General features: G+C 53.0%; 11 protein-coding genes. 7 read left to right on the forward strand and 4 right to left on the reverse strand.

What is annotated here, in order from left to right; translation table 11 throughout:
• Window positions 1-12: 12 nt before the first annotated feature.
• Both rcsB and rcsD read right to left on the reverse strand, forming a co-directional pair.
• On the reverse strand, window positions 13-663 hold the full coding sequence (rcsB, locus tag ABK821_RS12840) for a response regulator transcription factor RcsB (protein WP_004103995.1): 651 nt from the start codon (window positions 661-663) through the stop codon (window positions 13-15).
• A gap of 16 nt (window positions 664-679) precedes the next feature.
• Window positions 680-3,334 (reverse strand): phosphotransferase RcsD, encoded by a 2,655-nt coding sequence (gene rcsD, locus ABK821_RS12845; protein ID WP_138361329.1) that lies wholly within the window; start codon window positions 3,332-3,334, stop codon window positions 680-682.
• Window positions 3,335-4,102: 768 nt separating this feature from the next.
• On the opposite strand from rcsD, the gene ABK821_RS12850 reads away from it, so the two are divergent.
• The 6 genes from ABK821_RS12850 (at window position 4,103) to mgtE (ending at window position 11,619) form a co-directional block, all read left to right on the forward strand.
• The gene (locus ABK821_RS12850; RefSeq protein WP_138361327.1) at window positions 4,103-5,200 is read left to right on the forward strand and encodes a porin OmpC; all 1,098 of its coding nucleotides are present in this window, start codon (window positions 4,103-4,105) and stop codon (window positions 5,198-5,200) included.
• Between the two features lie 103 nt (window positions 5,201-5,303).
• Entirely contained in the window at window positions 5,304-6,356 is a 1,053-nt protein-coding gene (apbE, locus tag ABK821_RS12855; protein WP_138361326.1) for an FAD:protein FMN transferase ApbE, read from the forward strand.
• A gap of 234 nt (window positions 6,357-6,590) precedes the next feature.
• Complete coding sequence (gene ada, locus ABK821_RS12860) at window positions 6,591-7,655, forward strand: bifunctional DNA-binding transcriptional regulator/O6-methylguanine-DNA methyltransferase Ada (RefSeq protein WP_343178819.1); 1,065 nt, start codon at window positions 6,591-6,593, stop codon at window positions 7,653-7,655.
• Window positions 7,655-8,338 carry a DNA oxidative demethylase AlkB gene (gene alkB, locus ABK821_RS12865; protein WP_138361324.1) on the forward strand — a complete coding sequence of 228 codons (684 nt, stop codon included), beginning with the start codon at window positions 7,655-7,657 and terminating at the stop codon, window positions 8,336-8,338. Before ada ends, alkB begins: the two co-directional genes overlap by 1 nt.
• Before the next feature lie 36 nt (window positions 8,339-8,374).
• Entirely contained in the window at window positions 8,375-10,021 is a 1,647-nt protein-coding gene (locus ABK821_RS12870) for a multidrug ABC transporter permease/ATP-binding protein (protein ID WP_343178820.1), read from the forward strand.
• A gap of 161 nt (window positions 10,022-10,182) precedes the next feature.
• The gene (mgtE, locus tag ABK821_RS12875; protein ID WP_343178821.1) at window positions 10,183-11,619 is read left to right on the forward strand and encodes a magnesium transporter; all 1,437 of its coding nucleotides are present in this window, start codon (window positions 10,183-10,185) and stop codon (window positions 11,617-11,619) included.
• On the opposite strand, the gene ABK821_RS12880 is transcribed toward mgtE, so the two are convergent.
• Window positions 11,582-12,829, reverse strand: coding sequence for a SulP family inorganic anion transporter (locus ABK821_RS12880; RefSeq protein ID WP_343178822.1), 1,248 nt, complete (start codon window positions 12,827-12,829; stop codon window positions 11,582-11,584). The genes mgtE and ABK821_RS12880 overlap by 38 nt on opposite strands.
• Window positions 12,830-13,107: 278 nt before the next feature.
• Between ABK821_RS12880 and mqo the strand changes: the two genes are divergently transcribed.
• Window positions 13,108-14,742 (forward strand): malate dehydrogenase (quinone), encoded by a 1,635-nt coding sequence (mqo, locus tag ABK821_RS12885; RefSeq protein ID WP_343178824.1) that lies wholly within the window; start codon window positions 13,108-13,110, stop codon window positions 14,740-14,742.
• 93 nt (window positions 14,743-14,835) lie between these two features.
• On the opposite strand, the gene ABK821_RS12890 is transcribed toward mqo, so the two are convergent.
• Entirely contained in the window at window positions 14,836-15,942 is a 1,107-nt protein-coding gene (locus tag ABK821_RS12890) for an AI-2E family transporter (RefSeq protein ID WP_138361319.1), read from the reverse strand.
• Window positions 15,943-16,222: the final 280 nt, after the last annotated feature.

A 16,222-nucleotide genomic window follows, 5' to 3' on the forward strand; every position in this document is an offset into this window, starting at 1 on the left:
GGAGCAGAGGGGTTAGTCTTTGTCCGTTGAACTCAGCGAAACGGAAGAGAGATAGTTCAGCAGGGCGATATCGTTTTCCACGCCGAGCTTCATCATCGCCGATTTCTTCTGGCTACTGATGGTTTTGATACTGCGGTTAAGCTTTTTGGCAATCTCGGTGACCAGGAAACCTTCAGCGAACAGGCGCAATACTTCACTCTCTTTTGGCGACAGCCGTTTGTCACCATAGCCGCCGGCGCTGATTTTCTCCAGCAGGCGCGACACACTCTCCGGGGTGAATTTTTTGCCTTTTTGCAGCGCCGCCAGCGCTTTCGGCAGATCGGTCGGGGCCCCCTGTTTCAGGACGATCCCTTCAATATCCAGATCCAGCACGGCGCTCAGGATCGCCGGATTGTTATTCATCGTCAGCACAATGATCGACAGATCCGGGAAATGGCGCTTGATATACTTGATAAGCGTAATGCCATCGCCGTATTTATCGCCAGGCATGGATAAATCAGTGATCAGAACGTGTGCATCCAGTTTTGGCAGATTATTGATTAATGCGGTGGAGTCTTCAAACTCGCCGACAACGTTTACCCACTCAATTTGCTCAAGTGACTTACGAATACCGAACAGTACGATCGGATGGTCATCGGCAATAATTACGTTCATATTGTTCATGTATTAGGCTACCTTGCTACAGCAAGCTCTTGACGTAGACGTCAATGTCGCTGACATATTTTTCTATTCCTTGCGCATCTTTTTCACGAATCAGATGTTCAAGCGTTTCACATAACTGTTTGCCGGGTATCAGATTTAGCATAGCAAACGCCCCTTTCAGGCGATGAGCGGTTTGTGCCAGTGCGGCGAAATCGCTCGTTGTTAGTTCATTATACAGCCTCTTAACATCATCTGGTACCGTGTCGGCAAACAGGGCGTAATAGCCGCTGGCATGGAGTTGCACGTTACTCTCGCTGGCGGGAGCGTCTTCATCAGCCAACTGCTGCTCAATCAGCTGCAGGATCGCTTCCTGCATCGCGGTGCTGATATTAAAGTTAACGCGAAGCTGGCCTGGGCCAATTTTGCGTATTCCGGCCTCATCATCGCTTAAAAGCAAGCCTGAAGCAGTAAGATTAGACGGATTATCCGTTAAAAAGAGATCATATTGTTGACGCGTTAGTTTGTCATCCGGCGTAATGCAGCTCGCTCCCCAGCTTTCAAGTTGCCGCGTAACGATCCGGCGCACTTCATTGGCGGTGATATCAAGCAATACCACAACATCATCCAGCAGATGCTCGCCTGAATCGCTCTCTTCTTCACTGACCGCCATTTTCAGATGCAGGGAGTAGCGGGTACCCAGCGATTCACGCGCGTTGATATGCAACTGACCGCCCAGTTTGCGCATCAGTTGATCGCAGAGCCAGAAGGTGAGGGCGTTGGCTTTGCCGTACAGATCGGACTGCGTAGCGTTGAGGAACGGGAAGTGCATATTGTCGATTTCGTTACCGGAAACGCCGTTGCCAGTGTCGAGTATGCGGAAGGTCAGGCGATCGTCCGCTGACTCATCCTGACTCACTTCAAGGGTGATCTTGCCAATTGGCGTGGTGGTAACTGAATACTGGATAAGCAGTAAAAGCGTGCGCCGCAGCGCGTCACGATCGCCGTAGCGTTGCTCATTCGCCGGAAGCGCGTTATTAATCAGCAGTTGCAGACCTTTGCGTTTGATGAGCGGCAGGACTTCAGGTACGACTTCATCAATGAGTTGCTGAACAGAGAATCGCCCCTGAACGCTTTTCCAGTTATCGCTTTCCAGCAGATTTGCCAACTGTATTTCATCTACCAGCTGTACCAGTTCATCCGCATGCTGTGCCAGCTTACGACTCTCGCTAATGCCCAGCGCAGCCGCCTCTTCCGCCAGCGTTTGTGCCGGTTGCTTCAGCGCGGCGCCAATATGTTGCATAAAAGCGGTTCGACTATGCTGATTTTTCTCGTACAGACGCTGAGCCTGTCGGAGCTTCTTATTTACCATCACTTCACGATCCTGATCGCGAATAATGAATATTTGCGTACGAGGCGCGACTTGGCTACGAAACTGGCGGATCTCATATAGCTCATTATTCACCGTCGCCTGGATTACCCCCTGGTGCTGATCGGCCATATTGGTGATGTTTTGCAGGTTCAGATGCGGCAGCAGATGATCGGCGATAGGATTGCTGATGACGGTACGGTTAGCCTCCTGATCGTGAACCAGCAGCCCCAGCGGCAATAGCGAGACGATCTCTTCATGGATAGCGCGTTGGACGCGTAGTTCACTGTTGGCGGCCGAAGAGACCGCCGTACCGGATATGCTGTTCCGGTTGCTGTAGTGGCGGAAGGTGGTAAAACCGAACAGCGTCAGCGCCAGCAAACCGACGTTCAGCAGGAGCGGCAGTAAAATATTCTGTAAGGATTCCAGAATCAGCTCGCCGAAGGGCACTTTCCATATCAGACGCATGCCGGTGGTACTGATTGTGGTGATAATTTCAATCCGTGGGCCATTAAAGTTGATGCTGACAATGTCGCTTGTTGCTTTATCCGGCGTACTGGCGATATTTTTTGACGGATCCGGTTCAAGACGAAAACTATCCAGCGACATACTGGGGGGGATCAGGTCATTAATGGGCAGATCGAAAGCCACAACGGTCGCCAGATGGCCCGGTTGGTTGAAGGTGGTGCGCAAAGTAAAGTAGTAGCCATTTTGCCAGACGAGGTGGCGCAGCGAAGAGAATGTTTCGCGTTCATCCAGGGTATTTGCCTGAAGCAGCATTTCTTCCCGACGCGACTCTACCACGCTGCTGATGGTCGACTCTTTATAGCTGGATGATAAATCCTTCAACGGCAGCGTCGAAACCAGAATCAGGCTGTTATCAAGCCCATTCAGATAGTACATCGACCATGGAATTGTTTCCGCACCCCACAAAATGTCGAGGTAACTGGAGATTTTTTTCGTCATTTCCAGCGTAGAGCTGTCATGAGAACCAAAAATCAGCGCTTCGGTTTTACGCCGTGGTTTCTCCAGATAGTAAACATCCTGCTTTAAACGCGTTTCCTGTAAGTCTGTATCCTGAGTCGCGCCGGAAGAGGTCGAGGTGGCGGCAATATTGTCGTAAATTTGCCAGGTGGCGTAGCGCCAGGTATCAATGCGTTTGTGCAGGTCATCACTGATATCGACAATCTGGTAGCTTTTATCTTTCAGCCAGGTATTCACGGCGCTCTGAATCATGATCCCCATCGTCGCCAGCAGGACGATGACCATTAAAATGAAGAAGCGGGTAATGTTGCCAGGGATTAGGGACAATTTTTTCGAGGTCATCTTGTGAGAGTGCGACTCATCAGTGTTTATGAACGGGCGGTTGCGCCAGGAGCAACGGGAGCGTAGCGGATGCCACAAACAGTATAAAGGTTAACGTCGAAAATCCATACATCTGGATATCATACAAACACTTTTTTGCCTTGAGATTTATCTTAAACTTACCGGGTGGCAAAATGTACAGCCGCCTGGAGGTTGTACAAATATTTACTTTTTCTGTCAGTAAAAATAGCACTAAATAACAAAGAATTGTCTGAATAATGATTCTTCACAGCATAGCTGTTTGATTAATAGTCGTTATTTTTTTTGTTGGCAGGCATGGAGTAATTAAAGTGATGTAAAGAACGGTAAAAAAAAACCGAATGCGAGGCATCCGGTTGAAATAGGGGTAAACAGGCATTCAGAACTGAATGACGGTAATAAATAAAGTTAATGATGATAGCGTGGATAATTTTAGTCCCGGATGACGTTTTTGTTTTACCATTCAGTGCTATAGATTGGTCTCTTTTTAATGTGTTGATTTTATTTGTTTATTTTTATTTTTTGATTATTAGTGCTTATTTTGTTGCGTTTTTTATGCCTAAAAAAGTTCCCTTTCATTTACAAATTGAAATATTTTGCGGGTATTTTGAAACACCTTAGAAGTTTTAGTATCATATTCTTATTGGATTATTCTGCATTTTGCAGCACAATGAAATGGCCGGCTGATTAGAAGGGTAATCAGTAAGCAGTGGAATAATAAAGGCATATAACAAACAGAGGGTTAATAACATGAAAGTTAAAGTACTGTCCCTCCTGGTACCGGCTCTGCTGGTAGCAGGCGCAGCAAATGCGGCTGAGGTTTATAACAAAGACGGCAATAAATTAGACCTGTACGGTAAAATCGACGGTCTGCACTATTTCTCTGATGATAAGAGCAACGATGGCGACCAGACCTACATGCGTCTGGGCATCAAAGGCGAAACTCAGATCAATGACCAACTGACCGGTTACGGCCAGTGGGAATACAACGTTCAGGCGAACAACACTGAAAGCTCAAGCGATCAGTCATGGACGCGTCTGGCGTTTGCCGGTCTGAAATTCGGCGATGCGGGTTCTATCGATTACGGTCGTAACTACGGCGTAGTATACGACGTGACTTCCTGGACCGACGTTCTGCCGGAATTCGGTGGTGACACCTACGGTTCCGACAACTTCATGCAGCAGCGTGCTAACGGCCTTGCAACCTACCGTAACTCTGATTTCTTCGGTCTGGTTGATGGCCTGAACTTTGCCCTGCAATACCAGGGTAAAAACGGCAGCGTAAGCGGCGAAGGCGCGACCAATAACGGTCGTGACTGGAACAAACAGAACGGCGACGGCTTCGGTACCGCTGTAACCTATGACATCTGGGATGGCATTAGCGCTGGTTTCGCATACTCTCACTCTAAACGTACCAGCGATCAGAACACCGAAACTGAACTGGGCCGCGGTGACAACGCTGAAACCTATACCGGTGGTCTGAAATATGACGCCAACAATATTTACCTGGCGACTCAGTACACCCAGACCTATAACGCAACTCGCGCGGGCAGCCTGGGCTTTGCGAACAAAGCGCAGAACTTCGAAGTGGTTGCCCAGTATCAGTTCGACTTCGGTCTGCGTCCGTCTGTAGCTTACCTGCAGTCCAAAGGTAAAGATCTGGAAAACGGTTACGGCGATCAGGATATCCTGAAATATGTTGATGTCGGCGCGACCTACTACTTCAACAAAAACATGTCCACCTACGTTGACTACAAAATCAACCTGCTGGATGACAACAGCTTCACTCGTAACGCCGGTATCTCTACCGACGACATCGTTGCTCTGGGCCTGGTTTACCAGTTCTAAGCACGCTGAAGTTGCTAAAAAGGCGCCGATGGCGCCTTTTTTTATGCCCGGTTTAATCTTGCTGGTGTACTCTTTGGCTCTTAGCAAGAGGAAGCCAATTTTTATGGATATGACTTTTTTCCGCGCCACCCTGGTTGGGGTTTGCGTACTGTTTTCAGGTTGTGATTCAGCCACATCTCCCCAGGAACCCAAATCCGCCGTCACCGTGCTGGAGGGGAAAACCATGGGCACATTCTGGCGGGTCAGCGTGATAAATGTTGATCAGGCAAAGGATCAGGCGCTGCGCCAGAAAATTCAGGCACAATTAGATGCTGACGACCGCCTGCTCTCTACCTGGAAGAATGATTCAGCGCTGATGCGTTTTAACCATTTCTCCGGCACCACGCCGTGGCCGGTCAGCGAAGCGATGGCGGATATCGTCACCATGTCGCTGCGCATTGGCGCCAAAACCCATGGCGCGATGGATATAACCGTGGGACCGCTGGTGAATTTATGGGGCTTTGGCCCGGATAAACAACCGGTAAAAACGCCGGATCCGCAGCAGATCGCCGCGGCAAAAGCGCGTACTGGGTTACAGCATCTGACGGTGATTAACCAGGCCGATAAGCAGTTTTTGCAAAAAGACATTCCGGATCTGTTTGTCGATCTTTCTACCGTAGGTGAAGGTTATGCCGCCGATCATTTAGCGCGCCTGATGGAACAGGAAGGGATTTCGCGTTACCTGGTTTCGGTGGGCGGCGCGCTGGTGAGTCGGGGAATGAACGGCGAAGGGCACCCGTGGCGGGTGGCGATCCAGAAACCGACCGATCGTGAAAATGCGGTGCAGGCGATCGTCGATATTAACGGCCACGGTATCAGTACCTCAGGTAGCTATCGCAACTACTATGAACTGGATGGCAAGCGTATTTCGCACATTATCGATCCGCAAACCGGGTGCCCGATCGATCACAAGCTGGTTTCGGTTACCGTGATCGCCCCGACGGCGCTGGAAGCTGACGGCTGGGATACCGGACTGATGGTGCTGGGACCGGATAAAGCGCAGGATGTGGTACGTGAACAGGGGCTGGCGGTCTATATGATTGTTAAAGAAGGGGAAGGATTTAAAACCTGGATGTCGCCGCAGTTTCGCACTTTTCTTGTCGGTGAGAAAAATTAAACAGCAAGATTTCGGGTTTTTGATAACGGAGTTCGGCCCAGACTGAAGATACACTTAGTGCTTATCCCATCGGGGTGTTTGACTTGTCAGTTTGCGGTCGGCCATGGGCGAAAAACGCGTTGTGTTTTGAACGTACTTCAACGCGGCCGGGAGGGAGAGCGAAGCGCTTCCGGATTCCGACTGACAGGCCAATAACCCCCCGTAGGGAGGCGCTGCTTACCGCAGGAGTCCGTTATGAAACCGATAATGATTGATACCGATGCGCGTCGCTGGCAGGCCGTATGCGAACGCGATGTTCGCGCCGATGGTCAGTTTGTGTTTGCCGTGCTGACTACCGGAATTTGCTGTCGCCCATCCTGCCGTTCGCGACGGGCATTGCGGGAAAATGTCCGCTTTTATCCCTCCGTTGACGCCGCGCTGGCGGCAGGTTTTCGCCCGTGTAAACGCTGCCAGCCGGAAAAAATCGATCCGCAGCAGCAGAAGGTGGATAAAGTCGCAGCTGCCTGTCGATTGCTGGAGCAGGAGGCGCCGATAACGCTGGACACACTGGCGCGTCAGCTTGCGGTCAGTCCGTTTCATTTTCATCGTCTCTTTAAATCTGTCACCGGCATGACCCCCAAGGCCTGGCAACAGGCCTGGCGCGCCCGTCGCTTACGCGAAGCGCTGGCTCAGGGGGAAAAGGTCACCGATGCGGCGTTGTCCGCCGGTTTTCCGGATAACAGCAGTTACTATCAGCAGGCTGATGCCGTGCTGGGGATGACCGCCAGTCAGTTTCGTCGTGGCGGCGACAAGACTGATATTACCTGGATATGCGGCGACGGTCCTCTGGGGCGCTGCCTGGTCGCAGAAAGCGAACGAGGCGTATGCGCCGTATTGCCGGGAGAGAATGACGCCTCGCTCTATGAGGAATTAGCCCGAATATTTCCCAATGCACGCCTGGTGCCGGGTGACGACGTTTTTCGCCAACGGGTGGCGCAAGTATTTACGCATCTTAACGATTTCCGCCAGCCATTCTCTTTACCGCTCGATTTGCGCGGTACGGCGTTTCAGCTTCAGGTCTGGCAGGCGTTGCGGCAGATCCCGGCGGGCGAAACCCGCAGCTATCGTCAGGTCGCGCAAAGCATTGGCCGTCCCCGCGCGGTCAGGGCTGTGGCGAGCGCTTGCGCCGCCAACAGGCTGGCGCTGGTGATTCCCTGCCATCGGGTTGTCCGTGAGGGAGGGGCGTTATCCGGCTATCGCTGGGGGAGGGCGCGCAAAGCGCTGCTGCTGGCGCGCGAAGCACAAACCGAGGAGAACTGATGCTCGATCTTTTTGCCGATACGCCGCCCTGGCAGGAGCCGCTGGCACCGGGGGCGATCGTTTTACGTCGCTACGCCCGCGAGCGCGCTGCGGGACTTTTGCAGGTCATCGCCGATATTGCCCGCCGCTCGCCTTTTCGTCAGATGGTAACGCCCGGTGGTTATACCATGTCGGTGGCGATGACCAACTGCGGCGAACTGGGCTGGACCACGGATCAGCATGGATATCTCTACGCTAATACCGATCCGCTCACGGGCCAGCGCTGGCCGCCGATGCCGCAGCTTTTCCGTGAGCTGGCCTCAGATGCCGCCGCCGCTTGCGGCTATGCGCAATTTGCGCCAGATGCGTGCCTGATAAACCGCTATCAGCCGGGGGCGAAGCTGTCGTTACATCAGGATAAAGATGAACACGACCTGCGTGCGCCGATCGTGTCCGTTTCGCTGGGGCTGCCGGCAATATTTCAGTTCGGTGGCTTGAAGCGTAACGACCCACTACAGCGGGTACTGCTGGAACACGGTGACGTGGTGGTCTGGGGCGGGAAATCACGACTGTTTTATCATGGTATCCAGGCGTTGAAAGAGGGAATGCATCCGGCGACCGGCGCCTGCCGTTATAATCTCACTTTTCGTCTGGCGGGCAATAAAAATGAGAATTATTCTTGCCGTTACCGGCGAGCCGTTTAAACTGCTGGCTGTTTTTGCTTGCCCGGATTCGGTGTTATGGAACTTCTTCTTCTTGTCTGGCGCCAGTATCGCTGGCCGTTTATTGCCGTCATTGCCCTGAGTCTGCTCAGTGCGGCGTTGGGTATCGGGCTTATCGCCTTTATTAATCTGCGCCTGATTGCCATTGTGGATACCTCCCTGACGGTTTTACCGGAATTCCTCGGATTGTTGCTGCTGCTGATGGCCGTCACGCTCGGCTCGCAGCTGGCGCTGACCACGCTCGGTCACCATTTCGTTTATCGCCTGCGCGGAGAATTTATTAAACGTATCCTTGATAGCCAAATCGAGACGATTGAGAAAATCGGCAGCGCGTCGCTGCTGGCCGGGTTAACCAGCGATATTCGCAATATTACTATTGCCTTCGTGCGCCTGCCTGAGCTGGTGCAGGGGATCATTCTGACCTTCGGTTCCGCCGCCTATCTGGCCTGGCTATCGGGGAAAATGATGTTGATTACCGCGCTTTGGCTGGCATTGACCATCTGGGGCGGCTTTATACTGGTCTCACGCGTCTATAAACATATGGCTTTGTTGCGTGAAAGCGAAGATAAGCTGTATCACGATTATCAGACGGTGCTGGAAGGGCGCAAGGAGCTGACCCTTAACCGCGAACGCGCTGAATATGTATTTAACCAGCTTTACCTCCCGGATGCGCGTGAATATCGGCATCATATTGTGCGTGCCGATACTTTCCACCTGAGCGCCGTTAACTGGTCGAATATAATGATGCTTGGTGCCATTGGCCTGGTTTTCTGGATGGCCAATAGCCTGGGCTGGGCTGATACCGCGGTGGCGGCGACCTACTCATTAACCTTGTTATTTCTGCGCACGCCGCTGCTTTCGGCGGTGGGGGCGCTGCCCACTCTGCTCAGCGCTCAGGTGGCGTTTAATAAGCTGCGTCAGTTTTCGCTCGCGCCCTATCGCGCCGAATTTCCGCGGGCGCAGGCCAATCCTCACTGGCAGACACTGGAACTGCGCGATGTGGTGTTCCATTATCCCGATAACCGCTTTTCGGTAGGGCCTGTCAATATGACGCTGCAACGCGGCGAGCTGATATTTCTGATTGGCGGCAACGGTAGCGGAAAATCAACCCTGGCCATGCTACTGACCGGTTTGTATCAGCCGTGTGCCGGGCAGATTCTGCTGGATGGACAACCAATAGCGGCGGATAAACCGGAAGATTACCGTAAGCTATTCTCCGCCGTATTTACCGACGTCTGGCTATTCGACAGGTTGCTGGGGCCGGAAGGGAAAGCGGCCGATCCCGCGCTGGTGGACAAGTGGCTGGATTATCTACAAATGGGGCATAAGCTGCCGCTGGATAACGGTAAAATTCTCGATCTGAAACTTTCGAAAGGGCAAAAAAAGCGGGTGGCGCTGTTGCTGGCGCTGGCTGAAGAGCGCGATATCATCATGCTGGATGAATGGGCTGCAGATCAGGACCCGTATTTCCGCCGTGAATTTTATCAGGTATTGCTGCCGCTCATGCGGCAAATGGGGAAAACCATTTTTGCCATCAGCCACGATGACCACTATTTTCAGCATGCCGACAGGCTGCTGGAAATGCGCGGTGGTCAACTGGCGGTGCTGACGGGCGAAGAGCGAGCGCAGGCAAGCCGCGATGCGGTCGCCCGTACCGCCAGATAAACGTTGATACCTCTCCGGGAAGCTCTCTTCGGGGCTTCCCGCCATCCGCTGTTTTTTCCATCGACTGAATGCCTGGCGGTTATTATTTCCGTCTCCTCGCGCTATGCTTAATGCTTCCGGCCTGCTGGTCTGAGAGATATTTCACAAGGATTGCCTGATCGATGTCCGTTTTGCATAAAAAAAGCGCCAGGCTGCGCGACGAAGAGCGTGCCCGCCTCATCTGGCTACTGAGCACTGATAAAGCCGTCACATCTTCACTGTTGGGTAAATTAACCCTGGCTGAACGCTATGATGACGGTACTCTTCACGACGATCTGGCGGAAGTGGGCGCGCTGGTTTCGCACCTGCCGCCGCCGGATCTTGCCGATGCGCTGGAAGCGCTGCCTTACGACGCGCGTAACGCGCTCTGGCGACTGGTGGCCGACGACAAACGTGGCGAGGTGCTGCTGGAGGCGTCGGAAAGCGTCAGGGGCGATCTCATCGATAAGATGAGCGATCATGACCTGCTGTTTGCCTTACAAAATCTGGATATTGATGAGCAGGTCTATCTGCTGCAACACTTGCCGCGTGATCTGACCGGGCGACTGTTGGCCACGCTGTCGCCGGATAAGCGCGCGCGTATTCGCCAGATGATGCGCTACGCTGACAATACCGTCGGCGCAATTATGGAGTTCGAGGTTATCACCGTCCGCCCGGAGGCCACCCTTGCGGCGGTTCAGCGCTATCTGCGGCGATTGGGCAAAATGCCGGAAAACACCGATAAGCTGTTTGTGACCACCCGCAACAAGCTGCTGCTTGGCGAACTGGAACTGCAAACGATTCTGCTCAACGATACGCGTAAGCGAGTCGGGGAGGTGATGGAAGGCGATCCGATTACTTTTCAGCCGCATGAGGATGCGGAGAAAGTCGCCCGTACTTTCGAACGTGATAACTTACTTAGCGCCGCGGTGATTGACGCAGAAGGCGTGCTGATGGGGCGTTTGACCATTGATGAGATCGTTGATGTTGTTTATGAAGAGACGGATAACGATTTACGCCGGATGGGGGGACTGAGCAATGAGGATGATGTTTTCGCCCCGGTAAGCAAAGCGGTGAAAACCCGCTGGGCCTGGCTGGCGGTGAATCTCTGCACTGCCTTTATTGCTTCCCGCGTTATTGATGGTTTCGAACATACCATTTCCCAACTGGTCGCCCTGGCGTCGTTGATGCCGATTGTCGCCGGGATCGGCGGTAATACCGGTAATCAGACGATCACCATGATTGTGCGGGCGATGGCGTTGCAGCTTATTCAGCCGGGCAGCTTTTCGTTTTTGCTCCTCAGAGAGATGGGGGTCGCGCTGATCAACGGCATTGTCTGGGGCGGGATTATGGGCGCGATTACCTGGTGGCTATATGACGACCCCCAGCTTGGCGGCGTAATGATGCTGGCGATGATGTTAAACCTGCTGATGGCGGCGATGATGGGCGTGATTATCCCGATGGTGATGGTCAGACTGGGGCGCGATCCGGCGGTCGGCTCCAGTGTGATGATTACCGCTATCACCGATACCGGGGGGTTCTTTATTTTTCTCGGGCTGGCGACGTTTTTCCTGATGTAACCGGCGCTTTGTTGCGCAGGCGGCGGGGGATCAGCGCCATGGAGAGCAGACCTGCCAGGACGCCAATCGCCAGATTACTGGTGCCGACGGTGGCGCCGACGGTCACCAGCATTACCAGGGTTTCCGGCCACGGCGTCCGCGCGATCTCCGTCGGGCGAATGCTGTGCCAACTAAAAGTTTTCACCGCCACAATCACCATCACACCGGCGAGAACGGCCATCGGGATTCTCGCCATCACTTCGCTTAGTCCGGTGACCAGCAACAGTAGCACCAGGCCAGCGGCAAGGGTGGAGATCCGGCTACGCGCTTTGCCCATTTCAACGTTGACAATGGTCTGGCCGATCATCGCGCACCCGGCAATACCGCCGTAAAACCCGGCGAGAATATTCGCGATGCCCAGACCTGCGCTCTCGCGCGCTTTGCCGGAAGGGGTTTGCGTTAGATCATCAACTAATTTCGCCGTCAGCAATGATTCCATCAAACCCACAAAGGCGATACTCAGCGCGCAGGGCCAGATGATTTGCAAGGTTGTGATATCCAGCGGCACCATCAGGGTGTTCAGACCCGGCAAGCCGCCACGCATTGAGCCTTCATCCCCGACCGTTGGCAGTAATTGCCCGCTGGTGACGGTAAACAGCGTGAGCAGCACAATCGCAATCAACGGGGAAGGGATCGCTTTAATGTAACGTGGCGCCCATAATACGATCAGCAGCGTTAACAGGAATAAGCCGATAATCAGCGGCTGTTTACTCCAGAAATGGGGGATCTGGGCGAAAAAGATCAGGATCCCGAGGGCGTTAACAAAACCGGTCATGACCGCCTGCGGGATAAAGCGCATCAGCCGCGCCATGCCGCAAACGGCAAACAAAATTTGAATTATGCCTGCCAGAATAACCGCCGGAAGGATATAGCCGACGCCATATTGATGCACCATCGGCCCGATGACCAGCGCCACCGAACCGGCTGCCGCGGTGACCATGGCCGGTCTGCCGCCCAGTACTGACATGGCAAGGCATAACACCACCGAAGCGATCAGGCTAACCTTCGGATCAACGCCGGCAATAACGGAAAAAGAGATGACTTCGGGTATGAGGGCCAGTGCGGTCAGTGCGCCTGCCAGGGTTTCACGTGTCAGCAGCGCGGGAGAACGCACTATCTGGCGTAATGCGCCGACGTTAGCGGAGATCGCGGAGTCAGAAACGGGTGGCATAAAAAAGTTCGCAGAATATAAATAAAAGTGAGTATTGTCAGACGATGCTAACGTGCGGTCTGTCACAAAACCGAGGATGATAGCGCGGAATCGTTCCTGATACCAGTACAAAATGTGATTTATGATACACATTTATTAAACATTTTTATAACAGATCTCAAAACTCAACTTAAATTTTAAACAATATTTAAATTATTTTTCTTCGGTGCTACCTTTGGAGTCGAGAATCGTTTCACCTGCGCTAAATAAAAAAGCGAGTAAAGTAAGGCTCAAATCCGATGAAGAAAAAGATGGCCGTACCCAGCTCACAGGCGGTTGGTTCCAATAACACTCGGACCCACACCCGCCATGAGCAAGAGACGGATGTATTGCTGATTGGCGGCGGCATCATGAGCGCCACGTTGGGAACCTGGCTGCAGGAACTGGAGCCGGAGTGGTCTATTACCATGGTTGAGCAGATGTCCAGCGTTGCGGAAGAGAGCTCAAACGGATGGAATAACGCAGGGACCGGCCATGCGGCGCTGATGGAGCTGAACTATACGCCGCAAACCGCTAATGGCATCAATATTGATAAAGCGGTTGATATCAACGAATCTTTCCAGATCTCTCGTCAGTTTTGGGCGCATCAGGTGACGCGTGGCATTCTGAAAAAGCCGAAATCTTTCATTAATAGCGTGCCGCACATGAGTTTTGTGTGGGGCGAAGACAACGTCAATTTTTTGCGCGCCCGCTATGCGGCACTGCAACAAAGCGAACTGTTCCGCGGTATTCGCTACTCTGAAGATCATCAGCAAATTAAAGCGTGGGCACCGCTGGTAATGGAAGGGCGCGATCCGCAGCAGAAGGTTGCCGCGACTCGCTCGGAAGCAGGCACTGATGTGAACTACGGCGAAATTACCCGTCAGCTGATTGCCGGGCTGCAAACCCATGAAAATTTTTCTCTCCAGTTGAGTACCGTTGTGCGCCGCTTTAAGCGCAATGCGGATAAGAGCTGGAGCGTCACCCTGGCGGATGCCAACAATCGTCATCAGAAACGGGTCATTAAAGCGAAATTTATCTTTATCGGCGCCGGTGGCGCTGCGCTAACCCTGCTACAGGAAACCGGTATTCCACAAGCCAAAGAGTACGCGGGTTTCCCGGTCGGTGGACAGTTCCTGGTGTGCGAGAACCCGGAAGTGGTTAATCACCATCTGGCTAAAGTTTATGGTCAGGCGGAGGTTGGCGCGCCGCCGATGTCCGTTCCCCATATCGACACCCGGATTATCGACGGCAAGCGCGTGGTGCTGTTCGGACCGTTTGCCACGTTCTCTACGCGTTTCCTGAAAAACGGTTCGCTGTGGGATCTGCTGGCTTCCACCAATACGTCAAATATCATGCCGATGCTTAACGTGGGCCTGGATAACTTTGATCTGGTGAAATACCTGATTAGCCAGGTGCTGCAAAAAGACAAAGATCGTCATGCGGCGCTGTGCGAGTATTATCCTGAAGCGCGTAAAGAAGACTGGCGCCTCTGGCAGGCCGGTCAACGGGTGCAGATTATCAAACGCGATGAGAAAAAAGGCGGCGTGCTGCGCCTGGGAACCGAAGTGGTCAGTGATGATGACGGTACGGTGGCCGCGCTACTCGGCGCATCGCCGGGCGCTTCCACCGCGGCGCCAATTATGCTGCAACTGATGGAAAAAGTCTTTAAGGGTAAGGTCAATTCGGCAGAATGGCAGGCGAAACTGAAAGCGATTATACCAAGCTACGGTACGCGACTGGATGGCAATGCCGCGGAAGTTGAAAAGGCGCTGGCGTGGACCAGCGAGGTTCTGGAGCTGCACTATGCGCCGCACACGGCGCCCGATGATGTTCCGCAGGCGGAACTGAAGCCGTTGACTACAGGTCAGTCTGTCGCGGATATTGCGTTGTAATCCGTTATCCGGCGGCTAAGCCGCCGGACGCTCTCTGAAGCATTAACGGGTACGGCAAGGCAGAGCATCTTCAACCTCCCGTCGTGCGCCGCGCTACTCCTCGTGATTTTTTCCCTCTTCTAAAAAATCTTCATCTATCTCATCAATGTTTCCGGCGTGATCGCGGCCGGACAGCAGGTTCCAGCAGGCGATAAACAACGCGGCAATCAGCGGGCCAATAACAAATCCGTTGATGCCGTAGATTTCCATTCCGCCAATTGTGGTGATCAGGATCAGGTAGTCGGGCATTTTGGTATCTTTGCCGACCAGCAAAGGGCGCAGGATGTTATCCACCAGACCAACGATAATCACAAAGAAGCCGACGATAAAGGCTCCCTGCCAGAGCTGGGCGGTGGCGAAGAGATAGATGGCCGCAGGGACCCAGATAATCGCCGCGCCGACGGCAGGAATCAGCGACAGGAATGCCATTAGCGCGCCCCACAGGATGCTGCCATCAATACCGACGATCCAGAATGCCAGCCCACCCAGCGCGCCCTGAGCAAGCGCTACCGCGACGGTGCCTTTTACCGTCGCCCGGGCGACAGCGGCAAATTTAGCGAAAAGATGCTGCTTAACGTGGGTTGATAGCGGCAGCGATTCGAGAATCAGCCTGACGAGGTATGGGCCATCTTTTAGCAGGAAAAACAGCAGATAAAGCATGATGCCGAAGCTGATGGTAAAACCGAAAGTCCCTTTACCGATCAAAAATGCGCTACCGGCAAGGTACTGACCACCTTTTAGCGCAACCGAAGAAAGCTGCCGTTGGATTTGTTCGGCGCTATCAAGATTATGCTCAGCGAGGAAGCTGCGAGCCCATTCCGGCAGGTGAGCAAACAGGCTGGCCACCACCGCCGGGAACTGGGTATCATTATGCTGAAGTTTGCTGTAAACGACATTCAATTCAAAGGCCAGAGACGAGAGAATGATCGCCAGCGGAGTAAAAACGATCAGGCAGATAATGATAATTGTCAGCAGCGCCGCCAGGCCGTTGCGCTCTCCGAGTTTACCGCGCAGCGTGTTCTTCACCGGATGGAAGATCACCGACAGAATCGCGGCCCATAAAATGGCTGAATAATAGGGCGAGAGAACGTCGAAAAAAGCGAGGGTGACGATCAGCACTATCAGAATGAAAAAGCCTTTTGTAAGTCCATTAACTCTCATGTAAATCCTTCAAAAAATGACGTATAGAATAAAATAATAGAAGCTTTTCCACGATTTACAATCTGATTGATTTTCATGCTTCAGTAAGCAAAGGGGGAGGGGAATAAGGCCATTAAAAACCGGATATGGGAGCAGGGGCTGCGTTGATTGTGACGATGTACGCTCTGGCGGCCAGTCCGGATGCGCGCTGTGTTCTCGTCAGGTTTTTTGATGCGCCCATCCTCCATGCGGTGAGCCGGAGAAAGCCGCAGATGCAGCAGTAACTCCCATAAAAAAGGCA

Origin of the sequence: Klebsiella sp. KE9456 (assembly GCF_043832615.1) — a bacterium.
Lineage (GTDB): Bacteria > Pseudomonadota > Gammaproteobacteria > Enterobacterales > Enterobacteriaceae > Klebsiella > Klebsiella indica.